The sequence below is a fragment of the Methylomonas sp. MK1 genome (assembly GCF_000365425.1).
Lineage (GTDB): Bacteria > Pseudomonadota > Gammaproteobacteria > Methylococcales > Methylomonadaceae > Methylomonas.
Genome location: NZ_AQOV01000002.1, coordinates 970,923 through 993,849, shown reverse-complemented (window position 1 = coordinate 993,849; position 22,927 = coordinate 970,923). Strand labels below are relative to the sequence as shown.

At 51.8% G+C, this 22,927-nt stretch carries 21 protein-coding genes; 10 read left to right on the top strand and 11 right to left on the bottom strand.

Annotated elements, in window-relative coordinates; genetic code table 11:
• Positions 1 to 71 precede the first annotated feature (71 nt).
• Together G006_RS28505 and G006_RS26190 are read left to right on the top strand one after the other, a co-directional pair.
• Positions 72 to 380, top strand: coding sequence for a hypothetical protein (locus G006_RS28505; protein WP_152428990.1), 309 nt, complete (start codon positions 72 to 74; stop codon positions 378 to 380).
• 471 nt (positions 381 to 851) lie between these two features.
• Positions 852 to 1,163, top strand: coding sequence for a hypothetical protein (locus G006_RS26190; RefSeq protein ID WP_020485256.1), 312 nt, complete (start codon positions 852 to 854; stop codon positions 1,161 to 1,163).
• A 16-nt stretch (positions 1,164 to 1,179) separates the two neighbouring features.
• On the opposite strand, the gene G006_RS0121340 is transcribed toward G006_RS26190, so the two are convergent.
• On the bottom strand, positions 1,180 to 2,001 hold the full coding sequence (locus G006_RS0121340) for a thermonuclease family protein (protein ID WP_020485255.1): 822 nt from the start codon (positions 1,999 to 2,001) through the stop codon (positions 1,180 to 1,182).
• Positions 2,002 to 2,015: 14 nt separating this feature from the next.
• On the opposite strand from G006_RS0121340, the gene G006_RS0121335 reads away from it, so the two are divergent.
• The 4 genes from G006_RS0121335 to G006_RS28500 all read left to right on the top strand — a co-directional run bounded on the left by G006_RS0121335 (position 2,016) and on the right by G006_RS28500 (position 8,587).
• Entirely contained in the window at positions 2,016 to 2,561 is a 546-nt protein-coding gene (locus G006_RS0121335) for a DUF1415 domain-containing protein (RefSeq protein ID WP_020485254.1), read from the top strand.
• A 495-nt stretch (positions 2,562 to 3,056) separates the two neighbouring features.
• Entirely contained in the window at positions 3,057 to 7,130 is a 4,074-nt protein-coding gene (locus G006_RS26185; RefSeq protein ID WP_020485253.1) for a response regulator, read from the top strand.
• A complete protein-coding gene (locus tag G006_RS0121325) occupies positions 7,123 to 8,286 on the top strand; it encodes a response regulator (protein ID WP_020485252.1) in 1,164 nt (387 codons plus the stop codon). The genes G006_RS26185 and G006_RS0121325 overlap by 8 nt, the downstream gene beginning before the upstream one ends.
• Complete coding sequence (locus tag G006_RS28500; RefSeq protein ID WP_152428989.1) at positions 8,201 to 8,587, top strand: hypothetical protein; 387 nt, start codon at positions 8,201 to 8,203, stop codon at positions 8,585 to 8,587. Before G006_RS0121325 ends, G006_RS28500 begins: the two co-directional genes overlap by 86 nt.
• A gap of 200 nt (positions 8,588 to 8,787) precedes the next feature.
• On the opposite strand, the gene G006_RS0121315 is transcribed toward G006_RS28500, so the two are convergent.
• Positions 8,788 to 9,489, bottom strand: a complete 702-nt coding sequence (locus G006_RS0121315; RefSeq protein WP_020485250.1) for a TPR end-of-group domain-containing protein — start codon at positions 9,487 to 9,489, stop codon at positions 8,788 to 8,790.
• 83 nt (positions 9,490 to 9,572) lie between these two features.
• Between G006_RS0121315 and G006_RS0121310 the strand changes: the two genes are divergently transcribed.
• On the top strand, positions 9,573 to 9,899 hold the full coding sequence (locus G006_RS0121310; protein WP_020485249.1) for a DUF2288 domain-containing protein: 327 nt from the start codon (positions 9,573 to 9,575) through the stop codon (positions 9,897 to 9,899).
• Here the strand turns inward: G006_RS0121310 and G006_RS0121305 are convergent.
• Positions 9,841 to 10,500, bottom strand: coding sequence for an HvfX family Cu-binding RiPP maturation protein (locus G006_RS0121305; protein ID WP_200860483.1), 660 nt, complete (start codon positions 10,498 to 10,500; stop codon positions 9,841 to 9,843). The two genes, G006_RS0121310 and G006_RS0121305, sit on opposite strands and share 59 nt — an antisense overlap.
• A 42-nt stretch (positions 10,501 to 10,542) precedes the next feature.
• Here G006_RS0121305 and G006_RS0121300 point away from each other — a divergent pair, with 42 nt between their 5' ends.
• Positions 10,543 to 10,887 (top strand): cupin domain-containing protein, encoded by a 345-nt coding sequence (locus G006_RS0121300; RefSeq protein WP_020485247.1) that lies wholly within the window; start codon positions 10,543 to 10,545, stop codon positions 10,885 to 10,887.
• A 60-nt stretch (positions 10,888 to 10,947) separates the two neighbouring features.
• Here the strand turns inward: G006_RS0121300 and G006_RS0121295 are convergent, their stop codons facing one another.
• Positions 10,948 to 12,234, bottom strand: a complete 1,287-nt coding sequence (locus G006_RS0121295; protein WP_020485246.1) for a DEAD/DEAH box helicase — start codon at positions 12,232 to 12,234, stop codon at positions 10,948 to 10,950.
• Between the two features lie 151 nt (positions 12,235 to 12,385).
• Here G006_RS0121295 and G006_RS0121290 point away from each other — a divergent pair, with 151 nt between their 5' ends.
• Positions 12,386 to 12,748: a PilZ domain-containing protein gene (locus G006_RS0121290; protein WP_020485245.1), complete on the top strand. Its 363-nt coding sequence runs from the start codon at positions 12,386 to 12,388 to the stop codon at positions 12,746 to 12,748.
• 35 nt (positions 12,749 to 12,783) lie between these two features.
• On the opposite strand, the gene rapA is transcribed toward G006_RS0121290, so the two are convergent.
• On the bottom strand, positions 12,784 to 15,546 hold the full coding sequence (gene rapA / locus G006_RS0121285) for an RNA polymerase-associated protein RapA (RefSeq protein WP_020485244.1): 2,763 nt from the start codon (positions 15,544 to 15,546) through the stop codon (positions 12,784 to 12,786).
• Between the two features lie 198 nt (positions 15,547 to 15,744).
• Between rapA and G006_RS0121280 the strand changes: the two genes are divergently transcribed.
• Complete coding sequence (locus G006_RS0121280; protein ID WP_020485243.1) at positions 15,745 to 16,182, top strand: NUDIX domain-containing protein; 438 nt, start codon at positions 15,745 to 15,747, stop codon at positions 16,180 to 16,182.
• A 43-nt stretch (positions 16,183 to 16,225) separates the two neighbouring features.
• Here the strand turns inward: G006_RS0121280 and dapB are convergent, their stop codons facing one another.
• From dapB to G006_RS0121245, 6 genes are all read right to left on the bottom strand, one after another.
• The gene (dapB, locus tag G006_RS0121275) at positions 16,226 to 17,032 is read right to left on the bottom strand and encodes a 4-hydroxy-tetrahydrodipicolinate reductase (protein WP_026147211.1); all 807 of its coding nucleotides are present in this window, start codon (positions 17,030 to 17,032) and stop codon (positions 16,226 to 16,228) included.
• 3 nt (positions 17,033 to 17,035) lie between these two features.
• Positions 17,036 to 18,172 carry a molecular chaperone DnaJ gene (gene dnaJ, locus G006_RS0121270; RefSeq protein WP_020485241.1) on the bottom strand — a complete coding sequence of 379 codons (1,137 nt, stop codon included), beginning with the start codon at positions 18,170 to 18,172 and terminating at the stop codon, positions 17,036 to 17,038.
• 133 nt (positions 18,173 to 18,305) lie between these two features.
• Positions 18,306 to 20,240: a molecular chaperone DnaK gene (gene dnaK, locus G006_RS0121265; RefSeq protein WP_020485240.1), complete on the bottom strand. Its 1,935-nt coding sequence runs from the start codon at positions 20,238 to 20,240 to the stop codon at positions 18,306 to 18,308.
• Between the two features lie 71 nt (positions 20,241 to 20,311).
• On the bottom strand, positions 20,312 to 20,953 hold the full coding sequence (gene grpE / locus G006_RS0121260) for a nucleotide exchange factor GrpE (RefSeq protein WP_020485239.1): 642 nt from the start codon (positions 20,951 to 20,953) through the stop codon (positions 20,312 to 20,314).
• 50 nt (positions 20,954 to 21,003) lie between these two features.
• Positions 21,004 to 22,044, bottom strand: a complete 1,041-nt coding sequence (gene hrcA / locus G006_RS0121255; protein ID WP_020485238.1) for a heat-inducible transcriptional repressor HrcA — start codon at positions 22,042 to 22,044, stop codon at positions 21,004 to 21,006.
• Positions 22,045 to 22,597: 553 nt separating this feature from the next.
• Positions 22,598 to 22,927 (bottom strand): glycine zipper 2TM domain-containing protein, encoded by a 330-nt coding sequence (locus G006_RS0121245; protein ID WP_026147210.1) that lies wholly within the window; start codon positions 22,925 to 22,927, stop codon positions 22,598 to 22,600.

The window sequence follows — 22,927 nt, the reverse complement described above, 5'->3', positions numbered from 1 at the left end:
TATCCTTGTTTCCACGCCGGCGGAGCCTAATAATTATAGATAGCCCCAAATGCACGCTATTAATAGACCTGATGAATATTACTAATTTAACAAATCCTGTTTTTTGGCTTAACGTATGCCAACGTCAAGTAAAACCCCATATACAAGACTCGTTAGCAATACCAAATCCGAAAATAGGTGTAACGATGGCTAGAGAAAAACTTACTACCGCTCAAAAAAACCTACTGAATAAATGCCCTAAGGAGTGGGCTGTCGTACCGGTTGGGTCCACTAATAAAACATTGATTGCGCTGATGAAAAAAGGCTTGGTTGATTCGCGGCTATTAATTAATACATTGTTCCCGGAGCTCTCCAGATGCGAATGGCGCATAGCTCCATAGCCGCCAAAACAGCAAAGGCTTTGCCATAAAAAAGCTGTTGCAGGCCTACCTTATTCGGCGGAATAAGGCATAGCCAACAATTTCTCCCGGGTTTCCATCAGCAATGTCAACGCCGTTTTGCAGGTTAGGCATCGGTGTAGTGGCCTTTCGTCGGACCAACAACTTATTACAAAACAAAAAACCGCAGTGTAATAGCAGCCGAATTTTTAGCTCGACACCCAAATTGTTGACTATGGACGATCAACTGCTGCGTTTACCGGGAACTTTGTCCAGTAATATGACATCGGAGGATTAAGTTTGATTGAGCATTTTGGCGAGTGCATTTAAAATCCCGACCTAAATACTCAGATTTTCTTGGGAAGTTTATTATTTTGGTCGAATGTTATTTAGGAACTATTTTTTCAACATCAATTCGCCGGTTGTCCTCTACAGCATTCGTGTATGCGGCGGCATAGGTCAGTGGTAGCCACTATGATGACTAGCGATGATTCGGCGCGCCGCCGAGGGGCGCGCCGTCAGCAAGAACGTCGGACTAATCCGTTCGCCTTCAACTCAGCGGAGTGGATCGCTTTCGTTCAGCAACAATATGTGCTGTGGCCAAAACAAGACCGACGGGTATTAGATCGCCGGCGCGCCGAGCGCCGCGAGATTGATCGTCGCGCTGGAATGCGCGACGCGGAGCGGGAAATCCCGTTTCAACGCACCCGCTGGTTTTCGGCTGAGCATATCCTCAACGACGAAGAAAAGCTGATGATTCAGGCTTTATTTGCGGAAGAAGACTAGCCTGACACGGGCCGCATCAGCGCAGCACGATGTCCGCCGGATGCCTGACCTGCAAGGCAAAACGCTGTTTCGAGCGTCTCACCCAGCCCCTCACTTCCACGTCTTTGCCTACATAGGTTTCCAGCGGCGGAAACAACCCCGCAGATATTGGCTCCACGCTAATGGACACCGTATCGGAGAATTGCAGATAACTGTGTTTGGCGGTCTTTTTGACCCCGCGGATACGTCCGGTCAGGCGCTTCCAGCCCTGATAATTATTTTCATCGAGCAGCTCCGCAGCCAGCGGCGCATAGGCCTCTTCACCCCAAATCCCCAGCCTGGCTTGCTCGGCACTGCGCTGAGCCGCAAGCAAGGTGTCGAGATATTTGAAGTTCGGCGGGTAGATATTCACCGTCGCCAAACCGCGTTTCACCAGCTCCAGATTGATATGCTCCTTGTCTTCGGTAAACACGTAGGCCAAGGTGCGCTGATATTTGTCCTGTTTTTCCACATCGCCTTGCAGGAATACCTTCCGCTGCTCCAACTTTTGCTTCAACCAGGCCTTGGCCTGCTCGCCGCCGGCTTCGGCTGACTTGTTACGACCGGCAACCTCCGGCGTATTGATCCCTAAAAAACGGACTTTCCGGCCGTCGCTTAGTAAGATAGTATCGCCATCGAACACCTTTTCTACCCGGTAATACGCGACGCCTGGATCGATGCTTACAACTTTGGCGTTTTCATTGCCATGATCAGCATAATGGCGGCGACCTTGCTGATCGGTCCATTGATAGACTTCGGCGTTCAGTAAAGCCGGCAATAACGCCAACAGCCAAAGACAGTGTTTAGTGCTTTTCATCATTTTTTTCGATCACCATGACTAACCAACAGATTATCGCCGCCACTCAGGCTTGGCTAAAAACTTTTGTTATTGAATACAATATTTGCCCGTTTGCCCGCCGCGAGCAGGAAAAAGACAGTATTCGCTATCAGGTCGTGTCGAGCAACAGCATCGAGGATAGCCTGGAAGCGGTGATTGCCGAGTGCGTACATCTCGATTCCGAACCCGACACCGAAACTACCTTGTTGATATTTAGCGAGGCGTTTGCCGACTTTGAGGATTTCCTGGATTTGCTGGCTATCGCCGAGCAATTGCTGATCGATCAAGGCTACGAAGGCATCTACCAATTGGCTAGTTTTCACCCGGACTATTGCTTTGCGCAAACGCCGACAAACGACCCCAGCAATTACACCAACCGCTCCCCTTACCCCATGCTGCATCTGATTCGCGAGGACGGTATCGAAAAAGCTGTCGCTAGTCATCCCGACCCGGAGGGGATTCCCGATCGCAATATAGCGCTTACCCGCGAATTGGGCCTGGAAAAATTGCGGGCGATTGTAAATGCCTGCTACCAACAGTAGCGGAAACCTTTGCCCTTATGCGTTCGGTTTTCTCGTTTCAAAATTAGCAGCGTTCTGATAGCAAGGCGGCGTCGCAAAATAAGCCTGTCGAATTGTTCTTACGGTGGGATTGGATAAGGCCATTCACTATGGAATTCGTCTCGCGCCAGTTTATGCGCGACGATCTCATCACGGCTCAACTTGGTTCCTTTGGGTATTGATAGCCATCCCATTCGCAGAGACCGGAAGCCCCTTACCCCAGCTGGACGATGCCGGCAAATTGGCAAGCACTTCATGCCTCACCAAGGCTGAGCTTGCCTGAATATCGGCAATTGACTGTCGCAAGGGCCTGTTGCAAGACCATGCGACCCGAATTCATGACTAAAAAACCTCCTTGAAAATCAGGACCGTTCAATGAATAAGCCTACCCATTAGCCTATGCCGATTACGCGGCCATTTCGCCGGCTTTTTAGCAATTGCCGGATTTAGATGATAATTTATAGCCGGGAGTGACACATGAAACAACGTTTTCCAAGAATATCCGCTTTTGGTTTGGCAATCGCCGCGGGCTTGGTCGGTATCTTGGGATTTGCGGCGCTGATGGGTTTGAGTCTGCAGCAAGAGCGCGATAGCCACATAGAACACGCGCGTATCGAAACGGCAAATATCGCTCTGGTCTTAGAGGGGCATGCACTGGCCACGATACAAAAAATCGATCTGATTCTGAAAGATCTTCAGGGGCATATTCGACCCGACGACATGCGCAGCAGCCAGTTCGATAACGCCGTTGAAAACCATGCTATGCGAGCCTTGCTGAAGGAAAAGGCCAAGGATATTCAGCAAGCGGCGGTAATCGAGATCGGCGGAATCCAGATATTCAATGCCAACGGCGATTGTATCTACAGCTCCATCGACGCTCAGCCGGCCATCAAAGTCACCGACAAAGAAAGCTTTCAAATTCATAGAAATCATCGCCAGATTGGCTTACACATTTCCCCGCCGGAAATATCCCGTACCTTGGGCATCTGGCATATATCCCTAACCCGGCGCATCGATTTTCCCGACGGCGGCTTTGCCGGGTACGTTAACGTCATTGTGCAATTGAGTTCGTTCGAAAGTTTTTACGCGACGCTGAACCTTGGCGAGCACGGCGCGGTTTTACTCCGCGACGAACAGATGCGGCTTTGGGCTCGCCATCCGCACCTGGAAGCCAATCTAGGCAAGGCCATGCCTAACCACCCCCTGAACCAATACGTTGCCAAGGGTATGGCCCACGGTTCCTACTTACAGGCCAGCCCGGCCGATGGCGTCAAACGCCTCTATAGTTTTCGGCGGGTCGGCGATTATCCCTTGTACGTGTTGGCCGCCATCGCCGAACAGGATTATCTGGCCGAGTGGCGAAAACATTTGGTTTGGTACGGCACGGCCGGACTCGTCATCTTGATCGCTTCGTTAGTGTTGGCGTTGGTTGCGCGACACAGCCGTTTGACATGGCAGAACAACGAAAGAAATTACCGCTACATCATCGAGAATGCACCGGTCGGCATTTTTCAGAGAAATTTTGAAGGTCAGTTTAGCTTTCTGAATCTCACTTTGGCACGCCAATTGGAATGCGACTCCGTCGATACCTTTCTGCAACGTTATGTTCCGGCCGAGAAGTTGTGGGCCGATCTCAATCAATTGAAGTCCTTTTATCAGTTGCTGCAGACAGATAAAGAGGTACGCGACTTTGAAGCGCAAGCGGTGCTCATAACCGGGCAAACCAAATGGTTCTCGATGTCCGCCTACCTGGATGAAGAAAGCGGACAGATCAACGGTTTTACACTCGACATTACCGAACGCAAGCAAGTCGAAGAACAGCTCAAAACATCGGAAGAGCGTCTGCGTATGACGATGGATGTGGCACAAATCGGCGTTTTCGATTGGGATGTCAAAAAAGACAGTTTCGAGGTGTCACCGATTTATTTCACGATGCTGGGCTATCAGGCGAAACCCGGTCCGGGTGATCGTAACGAATGGCTGGAGCGGCTCCATCCGGACGACAGGGCCGACATCGCTGAAAAAATTGGTGCCGTATTGTCGAAACGGGCCAATGCCTACAGTTACGAAGCCAGGATGCGCCATGCCAACGGCACCTATCGCTGGATAAGTGTTAAAGCGTTCTGCGTGCAGCGAGGCGAAGACGACATGGTCACCCGCATCCTGGGCATACGCATGGACATCACCGACCGCAAACGCTACGAAGTCGAATTGGAGCACTACAAAAATCATCTCGAACACTTGGTAAATGAGCGCACGACGGAGTTGTTGGACGCCAGAAAACAAGCCGACAACGCCAACCTGGCCAAATCCGATTTCTTGGCGAACATGAGCCACGAAATACGTACCCCGATGAACGCCATCATCGGCCTGACGCAACTGGCGCTGGATACCGAGCTGAACCAGAAGCAACGCGATTACCTCGGCAAGGTATTGAATTCGTCGCGAGCCTTGCTGGGTATTCTCAATGACATTCTCGATTACTCGAAAATCGAAGCCGGGCGCATAGACATCGAGGCCATCGAATTCAACTTGGAAGAAATACTACGGGCGACGGCAGACTTGTTCTCCATACGTGCCGATGAAAAAGGCCTCGAGCTGTTCATCGATATGGCGTTAGATGTGCCCGATCAGCTGCTAGGCGACCCGCTCCGCCTCAGCCAGATCATTAACAACCTGGTCGGCAACGCCATTAAATTCACGCAACATGGCGAAGTCCACCTTCGCGTCGAGGCACAGGAAAGGACGGACGATGCCATACGCCTGCGTTTTGCGGTGAGAGATACCGGCATCGGCATCACGGCCGAACAAGCCGGTCAGCTGTTTCAGCCTTTCGCGCAGGCCGACGCCAGTATCACCCGCAAATTCGGCGGCACCGGCTTGGGGCTGACGATCTCGAAACGCCTGGTGGAATTGATGGCGGGCGAAATCACCCTGGAGAGCGAACCCGAATCCGGCAGTACCTTTGCATTTACGGTTCGACTAGGCCTGCCGGCCGGCATTTCGTCAAGCGTGCAGACACCGGGCCGGCGTTTGCAGGATTTACACCCCATGCGCACCCTGGTAGTCGACGATCAGGAAACCTCGCTGACGATACTGCGCTCGATTTTGGAAGCTTGGCAGTTCGAGGTGGCGACGGCCCGGTCGGGCGAAACAGGTTTGCGCTTGTTCGCCGAAGCGGCGCGATGTGGCAAACCCTTCGAGCTGTTGTTATTGGATTGGAAAATGCCCGGCATGAACGGTCTGGAGCTGGCCGAGACCATAGCCGATAGCGAGCATAACAGCCGGCCGCCAATATCCATCATGATCACGGCTTATGAGCACGAGGCACTGGCCAAGTCGGCCGGCAACATTCGGGTGGATGCGATCATCGCCAAGCCGGTCACTCCCTCCAGCCTGCTCAACACCCTGGTTCAACTGCAACGAAACGAAACCAGCCAGCCTGTTCCCGTCGCCGAAGTTTTCAACGCCACCCGAACCAGGCTAGCAGCCATCCGTAGCGCTCGGATCTTACTGGTTGAGGATAATAAACTCAATCAACAGGTGGCACAGGAATTTCTCATTAAAGGCGGTTTGGAGGTCACGACTGCCAACAATGGCCTGGAGGCCTTGGATTGGCTGGAGAAATCTAATTTCGATGCGGTGTTGATGGACCTGCATATGCCGGTGCTGGATGGCCTGGAGGCCGCCCGCAGGATTCGCCAATCGGCGGCGTTAAAGGAATTACCCATCATCGCGATGACCGCGGCGGCGATGAATCAGGATAAAGAGGCCTGCTTAGCGGCCGGCATGAATGACCACATCGCCAAGCCTGTCGAACCGGAAGAACTTGCCAATGCGCTGGCGAGGTGGGTCAAACCCAAACCCGCTGCGGCGCAACAGGAAAAAGCTGTCGAGATTTGCCCGGATACCGAGGCAATTGCCAAACTCGAGAGCAATCTGCCAGGCGTGGCGGTGCAAGCGGCTTTGGCCCGACTGGGAGGCAACATCGCCCTTTACCGGCGCCTATTGCTCGCATTTGCCGAACAGCATCGGAACGCTGCAACGCTATTGCGCCAACGGCTTGCTGATGACAATTCGGAGCAACTGTTTTTCGTCGCTCACAGCCTGAAAGGCGAGGCCGGCAATTTAGGTTTCGGCGCGCTTCAATCCTCGGCCGACCGACTGTGCCGGATGCTCAAAAACGGTGAGGAGAGGAATTTGATGGCGCAAACGGAAGTACTTGCACAGGAATGCGAGGCCGCACTACTTTTATTGAGTCAGTCATTAGAAAATGCTGACGATAGACTGCTTGCCTCATCTATCGATTCAAAAGAACTGTTTAAAAATAACAACCTGATTCCCGAACTAAAGAAATTGCTTCGCCAGTTGAAAGCTAAGAATCTGGATGCCCGATATTCGGTCACCGATCTCGTCCGCAAGATAGGCGATCACGAACTAGCCTTGGAATTTGCGGAAATTGCGCAAGCGACACAAGAATTGCGCTACGATGCAGCGTTGATCGCATTAGAGAAACTCTTAGAACGAAATAGCTGGACAGACCATGAATAGCCAAGATAAACGACCAAAAATATTGATCGTAGACGACTCCTTAAATAATATCGAGGTGTTGAGCAACATCCTGGGCAAGGGATACAGCACGAGCTTTGCCAGCGATGGCGCCGAAGCTTTGGCGCTGATCGGCCGCGACGCGCCGGAACTGATATTGCTGGATGTCATGATGCCGGGTATCGACGGCTTCGAGGTTTGTAAGCGCCTTAAAGCCGACCCCGCGACTCGCGATATTCCGGTGATTTTTCTGACCAGCTTGGATAGCGCCGTGGACGAGGAGTGTGGCCTTTCGCTGGGCGCCGAGGATTTTATTCACAAACCGGCTTCCGCGCCGGTGGTGTTGGCCCGGGTCCATAATCATCTGGTCCTAGCCACCACCAGACGCGAGCTTAAACAGCATAACGAAAACCTTGAGCAATTAGTGGCCGAGCGCACGGAAGAGTTGTTCCGCAAAGATCGGCAGCTGATCGCCGCGCAAAGCTCCATCATCGCCGCTTTTTGTGCGTTGGCAGAGGTCAGGGACAACGAGACCGGCAACCATATACGCCGTACCCAACGATACGTGCAGCTGTTGGCCGAACGGTTAAGCTCTAATGCCCGCTATAGTCTCTCCGATGGAGCCATCGAGCTGTTGTTTAAATCCGCACCTCTGCACGACATCGGCAAGGTTGCCATTCCCGATGCGATACTGCTTAAGCCGGGAAAGTTATCGCCGGATGAATGGACGATTATGAAAACGCACTGCGAGGAGGGAAGGTCTGCCATCTTGTCGGCGGCACGGGATTTTGGCGACAGCGACTGGTCATTTTTGAATTACGCGGTGGAGATTGCTTATTGTCACCATGAAAGATGGGATGGCGCCGGTTATCCGCAAGGGCTTTCGGGAGAGCAAATACCGCTGAGCGCCCGTTTGATGGCAATCGCCGACGTCTACGACGCTTTGATTAGCAAACGCGTTTATAAAGAAGCGTATCCCCACGAAGAAGCTGTGCGACTGATCGCGAAAGGCCGGGGAACTCACTTTGATCCGGATATCACCGATGCCTTTTTGGCTATCGCCGAGGCATTCAATGAAACCGCTCAGCGCTACAAAGATGTCGGCGACGCCAAGCCTGCTATCGAAACCGAAGAACATTCACTATCAGCTAAATCCTGAAAGACCTAGCAAAGTTCGCCTTGCCGACACCACGAACGACCTGAACGATCAAGCCGGATTAATTCCGGCGCTCAAGTTTTTAGAACGGTTTCCAAGGCTGGATCAAACAGGTTGTTCCGCATTCACGCGGCAAAAATGGGAGCTATCAACTGGTCTTTGCGAACTGTTGATCTCGGCGGGCGGGATAGGCGGCGCCAAAGCGATGACCAAAGTACGCGCCGCATGGTCGATTGGGGTTTCGACCAAGATGCGCGAGCGGGTTTCAATTGCCGATGGAAACCGCTATCGGCCGCTTGTTTAATGTATCGATTTCAATCGAACGGCATCGGCGCCGATAACGCCTTTAACTTTCTATTCAATTAGTGCTTTTCACCCCTCGTCCGCAGAAAAAAAGGGTTGGCTATATTGAAAACCGCGCGGATGGAGAGCCCGACTCATGCGGACCTAAAACCCCGCTAAGCCGGTTCCCGCAGGGTATTAAAGTTTGAATGGCCCAATAATTTAAGAGTAGTAATCAAAATCCTCTTTTTTCTCTATCTTGAAGCCCGGCTCCACATTGATTTCAATGTCCTTGAGTTTGGTTTTTTCCGGTGCCGGCGTGGCACGGACCTCCTCCATAAACTCCTTGAACCATTGGGCATTGATCACGCCAGCCATATCTTCGTCTTGCAATATATTTTGTTCGTCGGGCAAACTGCCAAAGTCCCTGGCGGTTTGCAACGCAGCCAAGCAGGCATCGTTATCGCCGCGCAACGCATAAACGCAGGCCAAATTGTAAGCCGCACTGCCTTTTTGAATAGCACAGGCCTTTTCGAAAAAATCTTCCGCCAACTCGTATAGATCGGGTTTGGCTGCTTCCGAGCTAATGCGAGCCAATTCCATAAATGCTACGCCGCCGTCTATCGCCGCACCTAAATAGTTAGGCGAAATCAGCAAGCAAAAAGAAAACTTGGAAATGGCGTCTTCGTAAATTTCGATAGCGGCTTTCGGCTCCTGAGTCCGGGCCTCGTGCAATAAACCAAAACCCCAGTGATACAGCGCTTCGGAAACAATCAAATGGTCGGCGATGACATTAGCAAAGCCTTGATACGCACCCTTGTATAATTGCTCGGCTTTGCTGCCTTCGCTTTTACGGGCCTGGGCAACTTGCTTGATCGCCGCATCCAGGGTGGAACGCTTTTTAAATGAACTCAATAGCGACATCGATGAATCCTCACTTCTGTTTTATAAATCGGGTTACGATAAAATAGCTGGGCATACTACAACATCCCAACCGGAAAATGTTAATGAACGAGTCACTCCCCGATCTGGAAAAAGCCAAGGTGAATTTGGAAACCTCGTCCATTCCCTGGGCCGAGTTGCAACGATTTTTCGCAGCCGGACTGGCAATCTCGGTCGCAGAGGAGCTAGATCTGGTCGAAGTGGCTTACCAGTTTTCGCGCGACAATAAAACTCAGGTCGCACAATGGCTGGATGCCGGCCTAATCGGTCATGTTTCGGATCGACAGGCCGGCGAATGGATCAGCGCCAACAGCTCGGTTTGGGCTGTTGTCGTCAGGCCTTGGGTGCTAGTTCAGGCAAGTATTTGCGCGCCAGCCAATAATCCACACTGACAAACCTGCCGCCACCGAGAAAAAACAGCGCCAGCAGCATGATGAAATAGGTGGCGGCAAACTCAATCCCATTATTCAGTATTACCAAAGCGCCGTTTTCGGTCAGCCATTGATAGTCGCCCTGCGCCTGTAAAATTTCCTTGGCGCGCTCCAGGCGTTCTATCGCGCCTATCGTGCGTTCGGTGGCAAAAATACCGCTACCGGCCGCAATGGCCAGCCAACCGTTTTGAATATGGGCACTGATGGCGGCCACCACCATGATCACCATCAACGGAACGGTAATCGGTCGAGTAGCAAAGCCGAACAATAAAAACAAGGCGCCGACAATTTCAAATAGCGCCACCAAAAATACCAACACATAAGGCGCCGGCAAACCCAAGCCCCATTCAACATTACCGAACCATTCGGCCGTGTCGGAAAAATTGGCGAATTTTTTGGTGCCCGCCATCCAAAACACCGGCGCCAAATAAAGCCGCAGAAACAGCGGCGCCAAAAAATCCACGCATTTAGCAGTATCGCAAATGCGTTTGGACAGCTGCATAATCCCCGGTAGTTTATCGATGGCCACCGCCATTAACGAAGCAAAAGACGTATTATTCATTTTCATTCCCCTCCCCCAATTTTTTATTATGTACCCGCTTTTATGAATATCAGCAGTTCGTGCATTTTTACAGACATTCCAGCTCAGTTGCCAATAGAATTATGCCAAACCTTGTTTAGCAAGCCTACTATTCGCATCGAGCGCATCGTTTCCAAGGGGCATTGCAGCTCGGAAAACGAGTGGTACGATCAAAATCAGGACGAGTGGGTGATGTTGTTACAAGGCGAAGCCAGGCTGACATTTGCTCAATCCGCACCTGTGGACCTGAAGCCGGGCGACTATCTGCTGATTCCGGCGCATTGTCGGCACCGGGTGGAATGGACCCATCCGGACATTGAATCTATATGGCTGGCTATCCATATTTTCGCGGAGCCGGTTGCGGAATAAACGGGCGTTCGGCGGGAGACGACTGCCGTGCCCATGGCCGGGCACGACAAGTCAAGCTGATTAGCGGGGCTTTGCTGTTTGCGGACGCGGTTTACGCGAATTTGGCGCGCGTTTAGCCGGCTCCCCTGGCCGGCCATTCTGCGGCCGTCTGGCCGCTGGCTTGTTCGGCTGAGCCGCCTTTGGCTGCGGCTTGCTATTGGTCACCGCCAATGACACGTTGGGGTACCCGGTATCATCGACTCGCGGAATCTGCCTTTTCAACAGTCTCTCGATAGCAGCCAACAAATAGGCCTCTTCCGGATCGACCAGCGAAATGGCCTGACCTTCGGCGCCAGCACGACCGGTGCGACCAATACGATGCACATAATCTTCCGCTACTTGCGGCAAATCGAAGTTCACCACATGCGGTAATTGGTCGATATCCAAACCGCGAGCGGCGATGTCGGTAGCAATTAATGCGGTAATCGAGCCGTTTTTAAACTCTTCCAGTGCCCGCACCCGTGCGCCCTGACTTTTGTCGCCGTGTAAGGCCGCGCAACGGATTCCATCCTTGATCAGCTGTTTGGCCAAACGATCCGCGCCGTGTTTGGTGCGGACGAATACCAACACCTGCTGCCAATGACCATTGCCTATCAAATAGGACAGTAATTCGCGCTTGTATTCGCGGTTAATGCCATACACCAGCTGCGAGACGGTATCGGCGGCGGCATTGCGTTTGGCGACAGCGATTTCAACTGGATCGGTGAGGATTTGTTCGGCCAGCGCGCTGATTTCCGGGGCATAGGTCGCCGAAAACAGCAGGTTCTGACGTTTACTTGGCAACAAGGCGATGATTCGACGAATATCGCGGATAAAGCCCATGTCCAGCATCCGGTCGGCTTCGTCGAGTACGAAATGTTCAACCTTGGATAAATCCAGATGCTGTTGCTGAATCAAGTCCAATAAACGACCGGGCGTCGCGACCACAATATCGGTGCCGCGTTGTATCTTTTGAATCTGCGGATTAATACTGACGCCGCCGTATATTGCTTCCGCAAAAAACGGTAAATGCTTGCCGTAGGTTCTGACGCTTTCATAAACCTGCATCGCCAACTCGCGGGTCGGCGTTAAGATCAATACCCGAACCGGCCGCGGCTTTTGCGGAACCGGCTGTCCTTGCAATAGCTGGAGCAAAGGCAAGGTAAATCCGGCAGTTTTACCGGTACCGGTTTGCGCGCCGGCCAGCACATCGCGGCCTTGTAAAATGACCGGAATGGCCTGCGCCTGTATCGGCGTCGGGGTTTCATAGCCTTGCTCGGCAACTGCCTTAAGTAGTTGCTCGGACAAACCCAATTCTGAAAATAACATGAAAAAGCCTTATTTTATACCCGTAATTAACGGGTGTATGAATAGAAAAGATATGGCATGATGAACACACCTAAAGTAGCAAAAGTTAACTTTACACCTACAATAAATCCTCGATAGCGTAACCGCGATTCTTCAGCAGGGGTCAAAACAAATGAGTTTCGAAAAACGAATTCACCGTAGAGTAAAACCTAGAGGCCTGCAGGCAGGCATTATTTTCCACAGCAAAACCGCCCGGGAAATTTCGCTGAATGCGGAAATTCTGGACATCAGCTATAGCGGCATCCGAGTTAAACTTCAAGACCCCATCAGTCCCGATGTTGCCGGCAAAGTTAAAATCACCATGGTATTGCCTGAATCGGGAACGCCGTTCAGTGTACACGGCATTCTGAAACATCAACATGTCGACTCGGAATGCGGCTTACACTACGTAGACCACGTCGAGGGTTCTATCGACGACCTGATGTTTGAATGCATCGAACTTGACGACACCACGGTGTTGATCAAAACCGTTTAAACAACACCACGGCTAAAGCCCCCTATCGTCCAGAGCTAGCTGGTAATAACAAATCGCACCGCGTCCAGCCGCAACTGAGTTTCCTGTATGCTTTCGTGCGAGAGCATGGTCATTTCCTTGAGTTGCTCTATTTCCTGCTCCTTGATGCCGGGGTTGATCTTTTTCAGCCGTACCAAACGCTTGATTTCGCCGGTTAAGGTCGCAATCATCAGGTTACTGCTTTCTGCTACCAATTTCTGCATCTGCGCGCTCGCCAACTGCTCCGCGACTTTGATCATGTCCTGAATATGCTGGCGTTGACTGTTCAAAAATTGGCTGATTTGCGCCTTATCGAAGCTATCGCCGGTCTCAATCAAGCTGTCGTGGCTGATAACAAGCGTTAGATCTTTTTTATGCTGATCGACTAACACGCGTAGCGGCGTGTGCGGTAAAAACCGGCCGATTTGTAATTCGGCGGGCGCGCTGCATTCCGCAACAAACAACAGCTCCAGCAGGAATTGGCCGGCTTTCAGTTGCGGATGCTTGACCACACTCACTGCGGCATTGCCGGTCTCGCTGGACAACACTAAATCCATGGCCGACAACACCATCGGATGCTCGGCGGTGAGAAATTGCATGTCTTCCCTGGCCAACGCGATGTCACGATTGACGGTTACCGTCAAACCGTCGTCTTGCAACATCGGGAAATGGGCGATGCGCAGATTTTCGCTGGGCCACAGGATATGGCAATCGCGCGAATGATCTTCGACATCGACACCATAACAATCGAACATCGCTTCCATAAACGGCCATAAACTACCGTCGCGTTCGCCGGCCGTGATCTCGTCCACCAGACGCGCGGCTTCTTGCGGGCGGCAAGAATTTAGCTCCAACAGCAAATCGCGGCCTTTATGCAGCTCTTCTTCCACCTGACTGTTCAAGGCCTTCGTGTTGGCGATCAAGGCCTCCACTGCCGCCGCATCGCGGCTAAGCAACGCGTTATCGCGGGTTTCGCCAAGCAATTTCAGAACTTGCGCGGCACCCGAACAGTTATGCCGGAATGCGTCCAGGCCCTCGTCGTACCAGCGGAATAACACGTGCTGAGCACTATCGAGCAAATAAGGAATATGAATTTGAATCACGTGCTTTTGGCCGATTCGATCCAGTCGGCCGATGCGTTGTTGGAGCAAATCGGGATTTTCAGGCAAGTCGAACAAGAACAGATGACGCACGAATTGAAAGTTGCGGCCTTCGCTACCGATCTCCGAACAAATCAACACTTGCGCGCGACTTTCTTCGTCGGCAAAAAACGCCGCCGCCCGATCCCGCTCGACGATACTCATGCCTTCATGAAACACCGCTGCGGTATGCCCAACGTGCTGCCGTAATAATTGCTCCAGCTGGATTGCGGTTTCCGCGCGTTTGCAGATCAACAAGGCTTTTTCGTCGCCCAGGGCTTTCAACTGCACAACCAGCCAATGCAGATAAGGGCTGTTGGCTAAATCCGCCGTGTCTTCACCTTGCAGCGGATAAGCATGGCGTTGCCGATCCGGAAAGCCCTGCACGGTTTGCCGAGAGTTTCGGAACAAAATCCGTCCGGTGCCATGATGATCGAGCAACAACTTGATCAGTTCTTCCCGAGCATTAGTTTGAGTGTCGTTGACCTGTTGCAGCAGTGTGTCGACATTGTCCTGTTTTAATAGATTTTTCAATTGCTCCTGCTGTTCGGCATCCAGCGCTGCGCCGGAAATCAGCAAATTCGCCAGTCGTGCCACCGGTTCAAACTGGCTTTCTTCGCGCAAAAACTGTTCGAAACGATAAAAACGGTCGGGGTCAAGCAAGCGCAACCGCGCAAAATGACTTTCCTTACCCAATTGCTCGGGCGTAGCGGTCAACAGAATCAGACCGGGAGACGCCAGAGCTAATTGCTCGACAAACAAATAATCAGCGCTGGGTGCGTCTTCGCTCCATTCCAGATGATGCGCTTCGTCGACCACCACCAGATCCCAACCGGCCTCCAAGGCTTGTTGCTGACGATGCGGAGAATCGGCAAAAAAGCGCTGGCTGCAAAGTACCAATTGCTCGCTAAGAAACGGGTTCTCGTCCGGACTGGCAAAGCAACGGCTTTCGTCGAAAATACTGAAGCGCAGATTAAAGCGCCGCAGCATCTCCACCAACCATTGATGCAGCAGGCTCTCCGGCACCAAAATCAACACGCGTTTGCTTAAGCCGTTGATCAAGCGATGCTGAATGATCAAACCCGCTTCTATGGTTTTCCCCAGACCCACTTCGTCGGCCAGCATGATGCGCGGCAAGGCTCGGCTGGCGGCTTGATGGGCAATATAGAGCTGATGCGGAATCAGTGACGCTCGCGCGCCCTGTAGACCTTTGGTAGCCGCTTGCTGATGCTGTTGCTGACGTCGCCAGGTTTCGTAGCGCAGTAAAAACCAGGCTGTCGGGTCGAATTGACCGGTAAATAAACGATCTTGCGGTTTGTTAAATTGAATATGATGGTTAAGCTCCATCTCATCGATTTGCTGCAACTGACCGTCTTCATCAACACCTATGTAGGTCAACAAACCGTTGTGCTGCTGCACCTGCTGCACGCTAATCTTCGCGAAATCCGCCGATTCGATCACATCGCCTTCGTTGAACTGCACCCGGGTCAAAGGCGCGTTATCTCTGGCGTAAACCCGCCGGTCGCCGGTCGCTAAAAACAATACGGTGACACGGTTAAATTCAGCATCCATCACCATACCTAAACCCAATTCGGATTCGGTATTACTAATCCAGCGTTGGCCGGGAATAAACTCATTCATGTTTTACTTCTTGGAAATTTAATTCGACTTTAAAAGCGCCGCGTAAAGCAGCCGGGATGATATGAAAAGCGGATTAATTCATGATTAATTTGTCGAGGAAAAAGAATCGAGAATTTCAGCAACGCTTGAAAACATGGTTAAATTTAGCAGAACACTCATATTTTCTATGCGCTAAAACTCATCATTATCAGGAAGACCATGGCAAAGCCGATCACACCGTTATTAGCCGCCGATATTTTGATCGAATTGATCGATCATCCACAGCGCCCCTTCGTGTTGATAGAGCGGAAATACCCACCCTACGGCTGGGCGGTACCTGGCGGCTTTGTCGATGTCGGCGAAACGCTTGAGCACGCGGCAATCCGCGAAGCCAAGGAAGAAACCAGCCTGGATGTGGAACTAACCGTATTGCTGGGTCTTTACTCCAATCCGCAACGCGACCCGCGCAATCACACTGTCACCGCCGTCTACCTGGCGCAAGCCCATGGTACGCCAATGGCTGCGGACGATGCGAAAAACTACGGACTGTTCAATTTTGACAATCTGCCAAGCCTGCTGGCTTTCGATCATGCTCAGGTTATTGCGGATTACTGGCATTATAAACTGACTGGCGAGGTAACGCCTCTACGAATATAAGACTTACCTGATTCACTGGTCTGTAGGCTGGGTTTGGGGCGGCTTAGCCTTTCAAACCCAGTACATCCTGCATATCGAACAGGCCGTTCTGTTTGTCAGCCAGCCACGTTGCTGCTCTTACCGCACCGTTGGCGAAGGTCATGCGGCTGGTGGCTTTATGGGTAATTTCCACCCGCTCGCCTTCGTCGGCAAACATCACGGTGTGCTCGCCGACTATATCGCCGGCCCGGATGGTGGAAAAGCCGATGGTTTTGCGGTCGCGAGCACCTGTATCGCCTTCACGACCGTAGATGGCGCAGTCTTTCAGATCGCGTCCCAACGCAGCGGCGACTACCTCGCCCATCCGCAACGCGGTACCGGACGGCGCATCGACTTTGTGCCTGTGATGCGCCTCAATCACTTCGATGTCAGTGTAATCGCCCATCACCTTGGCGGTCATCTCCAGCAACTTTAAAGACAGATTGACGCCGACACTGAAATTTGGCGCGATGACAATTGCGACATCCTTGGCAGCCTCGGCAATCGCGGCTTTTTGCGCATCGCTGTAACCGGTAGTGCCGATTACTATTTTCTTGCCAGCTTGCCGACAGATTTCTATGTAATCCATCGACGCGTCGGGTCGGGTAAAGTCGATCAATACATCAAATTGGTCCGCCAGTGCTACCAGATCATCGCCGACTTTAATACCAGCCGCCGCCACACCGGCCAGTTCGCCGGCATCCTTGCCGATTGCCAAACTATCCGGACGGGATACCGCTACCGTTAACTCGGCGCTTTCCGCCGACAGCGCAGCTTTCAGCAGACATAAGCCCATACGCCCGGAAGCGCCAACTACCGCGATCCTTACCATGAGTTAGCCTGTTAATTTATCGAAGAAGTTTTTAACACCATCCATCCAGCCATGCTCTTGCGGACTGTGGTGTTTGCCGCCGCCGGATAAGGATTCGCCCAACTTCTCGATCATGGCTTTTTGATCTTTGGTCAGATGCACCGGTGTTTCCAGTTGCACTTTGCACAACAGGTCGCCGACCGCGCCGCCCCTGACCGGTTTCACGCCTTTACCGCGCAAACGGAACATGCGTCCGGTTTGGGTTTCCGGCGGAATTTTCAACATCACCTTGCCGTCGAGCGTAGGTACTTCCAACTCGCCACCCAAACAGGCCATCGGGAAACTGATTGGCACTTCGCAGTAAAGATTCGCACCATCGCGGGTGAAGATCGGATGATCCTTGACCTGCACCTGTACATACAAGTCCCCCGCTGGCCCGCCGTTCGCACCGGCTTCGCCCTCTCCAGCCAAACGAATCCGGTCACCGGTATCGACACCGGCCGGGACTTTGACGTTTAAAGTCTTGGTTTCCTGCACGCGGCCTTGGCCGTAACATTTCGGGCAAGGATCCTTGATTTGTTTGCCGGTACCCCGACAAGTCGGACAGGTTTGTTGTACCGAGAAAAAACCTTGTTGCATCCTGACTTGGCCGTGACCATGACAGGTATTACAGGTGACCGGGCTGCTGCCCTTTTTAGCGCCGCTGCCGTTACACTCAACGCAAGCCACCAATACCGGCACTTTGACGGTCGCTTCAGTACCGCCCACCGCTTCTTCCAGGGTCAGTTCAAGGTTGTAGCGCAAATCGGCACCGCGTTGCACGCTGCTGCGCTGCTGCCGACCGCCTCCGAAAATATCCCCAAACACGTCGCCGAAGATATCGCTAAAATTCTCCGCCCCGCTAAATCCACCTCGACCGCCGCCCATCGACGAATCGACACCGGCATGCCCAAATTGATCGTAAGCCGCACGCTTTTTGGGGTCGGACAAAATCTCGTATGCTTCCTTAACCAGCTTGAATTTCTTCTCCGCCTCTTCCGGATTGTCCTTATTTCTGTCGGGATGAAATTTCATCGCCATCTTGCGATAGCTCTTCTTGATCTCGGCTTCGCTCGCGTTGCGATCCAGTTCCAGCAGTTTGTAAAAGTCTTCTTTTGCCATAACGAGAAAAACCGCCGGCGCTAACCGGCGGTTATAAGTAGGTGTTGAATTAAAGGAATGAGGGATGATACCAGCATAGCATACACCTTCGCCTCACCCCTCTCCGCCGTGGAGAGGAGAACGGGTATAGTCTTTACTTTTTATCGTCCTTAACTTCTTCAAATTCGGCATCGACCACATTGTGATCATGCTCCGCGGCAGCTTCCGCAGCGCCTGCGGCATGTCCGGCCTCAGCACCGCCTTCAGCACCTTTCTGTGCGTAAACGCGCTCGGCTAATTTGCCGGACAGCTCGGTCAAGGCATGGGTTTTCGCTTCAATCGCATCTTTATCGTCAGATTTGAGCACTGCTTGCAGATCTCTAATCGCCGATTCGATAGCCGATTTTTCGTCGCCGCCGACTTGGTCGCCCAATTCCTTCAGGGATTTTTCGGTGGCGTGGATCATGCCTTCCGCCGAGTTACGTGCCGACACCAGTTCTTTCAGTTTGCGGTCTTCGTCCGCGTGCGCTTCGGCATCCTTGATCATGCGTTCGACTTCGTCATCCGACAAACCACTGGAGGCTTTAATCACAATGGATTGTTTCTTGCCGGTGGCTTTGTCTTTCGCCGATACGTTCAAGATACCGTTGGCGTCGATGTCGAACGACACTTCGATTTGCGGAATGCCGCGCGGCGCTGGCGGAATGTCCTGCAAGTCAAAACGACCCAAAGATTTATTACCCGCAGCAACTTCCCGCTCACCTTGCAACACGTGCACGGTGACCGCAGTTTGGTTGTCGTCCGCAGTCGAGAAGGTTTGCGACGCATTGGTTGGGATCGTGGTGTTTTTCTCGATCAATTTGGTCATCACGCCGCCCAGGGTTTCGATACCCAAAGACAGTGGCGTAACGTCCAGCAACAATACGTCTTTGACGTCGCCGCCCAATACGCCGGCTTGAATTGCCGCACCCAGAGCTACCGCTTCATCAGGGTTAACGTCTTTGCGTGGCTCTTTGCCGAAAAGTTCTTTGACGAAGGCTTGCACTTTCGGCATCCGGGTTTGACCGCCCACCAGAATTACATCGTTGATTTTAGATGTCGAAATACCGGCATCTTTAATCGCTTGCAAGCAAGGACCTTTGGTCCGTTCGATCAGTTCGTCAACCAGGGACTCGAGTTTGGCGCGAGTCAGTTTCACATTCAAGTGCTTCGGACCTGACGCATCGGCCGTGATGTAAGGCAGGTTAATGTCGGTTTGTTCCGCTGATGACAGCTCAATTTTGGCTTTTTCTGCCGCTTCTTTCAGACGTTGCAACGCCAATGGATCGTTGTGCAAATCAATGCCGCTGTCGCGTTTGAATTCTCCAGCCAGGAAATCGATTATGCGCAAGTCAAAGTCTTCACCACCCAGGAAAGTATCGCCGTTGGTGGCTAATACTTCGAATTGGTGTTCACCTTCGATTTCGGCAATTTCGATAATGGAAATATCGAAGGTTCCGCCGCCCAAATCGTAAACAGCGATGGTGGTGTCGCCTTTTGGTTTGTCCATACCGAACGCCAACGCGGCCGCAGTCGGCTCGTTGATAATACGTTTGACGTCCAAACCAGCGATACGTCCGGCGTCTTTAGTCGCTTGACGTTGCGAGTCGTTAAAGTACGCAGGCACGGTGATAACCGCTTCTGTGACTTCTTCGCCCAAAAACGCTTCCGCGTCTTTTTTCAGCTTCATCAGCACCCGTGACGATACTTCTGGCGGCGCCATTTTTTTACCGTGACATTCCACCCAAGCGTCACCGTTGTTGGCTTCCATAATTTTATAAGGCACCATTTTGATGTCTTTTTGTACCGCGTCTTCTTTAAAACGGCGGCCGATCAAGCGTTTGATCGCGAACAAGGTATTTTCAGGGTTGGTGACCGCCTGACGTTTAGCCGATTGACCGACCAATACTTCGTTGTCGCCGGTGAAAGCGATAATGGAAGGCGTGGTGCGCGCGCCTTCGCTGTTTTCGATAACCCGCGCGGTGCCGTTTTCCAGGACTGCTACGCAGGAGTTAGTGGTTCCTAAATCGATGCCGATCATTTTGCCCATTGATATTCTCCAGACTTGATTTGGTAATAAATTAAAAAGTTGTTAGCGATATGCGGTTGATCGTCTTAATTTCAAGCCTGCTCATCGATTTTTGCGCTATCGGCTGGTTTATCGTCGGCTTTGGCCACCACCACCATGGCAGGGCGCAATAAACGGCCGTTCAATACATAACCTTTTTGGAAGACGTTTAACACGGTATTGGGTTGGGCGGTGGCGCTGGGTTGCATCACCATGGCCTGGTGCAATTCCGGATTGAACACTTGACCGATGGGGTCGACGGTTTCGATATTAAACTTGGCAAATACCGACTCGAATTGTTTGATGGTCAATTCGCTGCCTTCGCGCAATTTCACTATTTCCGGGCTATCGCCGTTCGCCGCTTGCAGGCCTAATTCCAGACTATCCAAAACACTCAGCAATTCTTTCGCAAATTTCGCCAGACCGTATTTGCGTTCGTCGTCCAAGTCTTTTTGCACGCGTTTTTTTAAATTTTCCATCTCGGCCATGGTGCGGATGGCTTTATCCAGATTGGCGGCAGCCTGTTGTTGGGCTTGTTCCAATTGTTCCTGCAAGGCTTCCACAGTGACTGCGGCGCTGGTACCAGACACTTCGGCTGGCTGTTCGTCGGTGTCCATTGGCTTGGTTTGCTCCAAGACTTCGGCGATCAAATCGCTATCCGATTGTGGTTCGTGGCTAGATTGCTGATGACTCATTACTTACTCCATGGTTCTAAATTTTTTTGTTGGCCTAACGATAGGGCCATTTATTTGGGATTCAAGGCCGCGCCCAATAATTTTGCCGTCACATCCACGAACGGAATCACTTTTTCGTAAGCCATGCGGGTCGGTCCAATCACACCCAACACCCCAACCACTTCGTCATTCACTGAATAAGGCGCCGTCACCAAGCTACAATGATCGAATGCGCTATAGCCGGATTCTTCACCGATAAAAATCTGCACACCTTCGGCCTGTAGACACTGATCCAATAAATGGATGACGCCACGCTTTTGGCTAAAAGCTTCGAACAACTGTTTAAGACGCTCCATGTCCGACAACTCGGAAAAACCCATTAGGTTGGTTTCGCCGCTTAATACATAATCGTCGTTGGGTTGTTCGCTGAAGGTGAGCTGCGCCATGTTCACCGCGTCCATCATGCCTTGATTGACCTGCCGCTGATCGTGCTCCATCTCCCGCACGATCAAATCGCGAATTTTCGCCAAGCTGCGGCCGGAATAAACCGAATTCAAATAGTTGGCAGCCTGTTGTAATTCCGCAGGACTGAATTGCTTGTGGGTATGAATGATTTTGTTGTGCACTTCCTGGTCGTCGGTGACGAAAATCACCAACACCCGGGTGTTGGACATCGGCAGAAATTCGATGTGCCGCAAGGTGACGCTTTCTCTGCGGGGCAAAGTCACCACGCCGGCCATCCTCGTCACGTCCGACAGCAATTTAGAGGCCTTGCTCAACACGTCGCTAGCCTTATCCGCCTCTCCTTTCAAGCCATGTTGCAGTTGATCCAACTCGCTGGATGCCAAAGGCTTGACCGTTAACAAACTGTCGACGAACAAACGGTAGCCACTCACGGTTGGCACTCGGCCAGCGGAGGTGTGCGGGGAATGGATCAAGCCCATTTCTTCCAGATCCGCCATCACATTGCGAATACTGGCAGGACTAAGCTTTAGTTGCGGATCTTTAGACAACAATCGCGAACCAACAGGCTGGCCGTCCTGGATATACCGCTCAACCAAGGTTTTCAATAAATACAGCGATCTTTCGTTTAAATCTTGTCCGCCAGCCACGTCATCCCCCAAATTCCGTTAGCACTCGATATTGGTGAGTGCCAGACAGCAAAGCTATCAGCTGGGTTCAGCATTGTCAACGGCTTGAACAGGTAATCAATAAACTAAGCACAGCCAGCGCATTCAAGGGCTGGGATTGAATCTCCGAAACATCAATCTTATCAAGAACTGATAGACGGGCAGTTTTTCCGGAACTGCAATTTATTAGACACATCTTCGATATTGTCCAACAACGGGCAATAAAAAACCCTGCAAGTCTTGCACCTTGCAGGGTTTTGATTTGATCTAGCGTTTGCTTATCCGGACTGTATAAAGGGAACGCAGACTGACAATAAACCGCTACTGCCAGTAATCTCAAGCGCCCATTTGGGAGAAAGACAACACATAGTAGCTGTAATAGACAACGACAAAAAACAACAATACATTCAATAACTTTTCCACTCTACTGTATTGCTCTTGTTGATATTTTTTACCATTTTTTATTCTCATTTTGTCCTCCTGTCGCATGAGCATCCAAAAATTCAAAGCCGGTTAATTAATTGGCGGTAGCCTATTAACGACTCATACTGTTGCCGATCCAAGCGCCCGCGGCGGCACCGATGCCGGCTCCCAACGGATCGCCTCTACTCATTTCGTAACCCGCTACACTGCCTAACGCGCCGCCTACCAAGCCCTGAGTAGATCGTTGGTCGTTACTGTCGTAGCGCGGTGCAGGCGGCGGTGCCGGGACGTATTGCACAACCCGCTCCGGTACATACACCCGCTCGACCTCGACGTACCGGTCATGGTGGTGATGTTTGTGATGACCTCGCCCATGCCCATCAGCCATCGCTAACGGCGAAACCAACAGACTAATTACAACGACACTTGCCACTCTAAACAT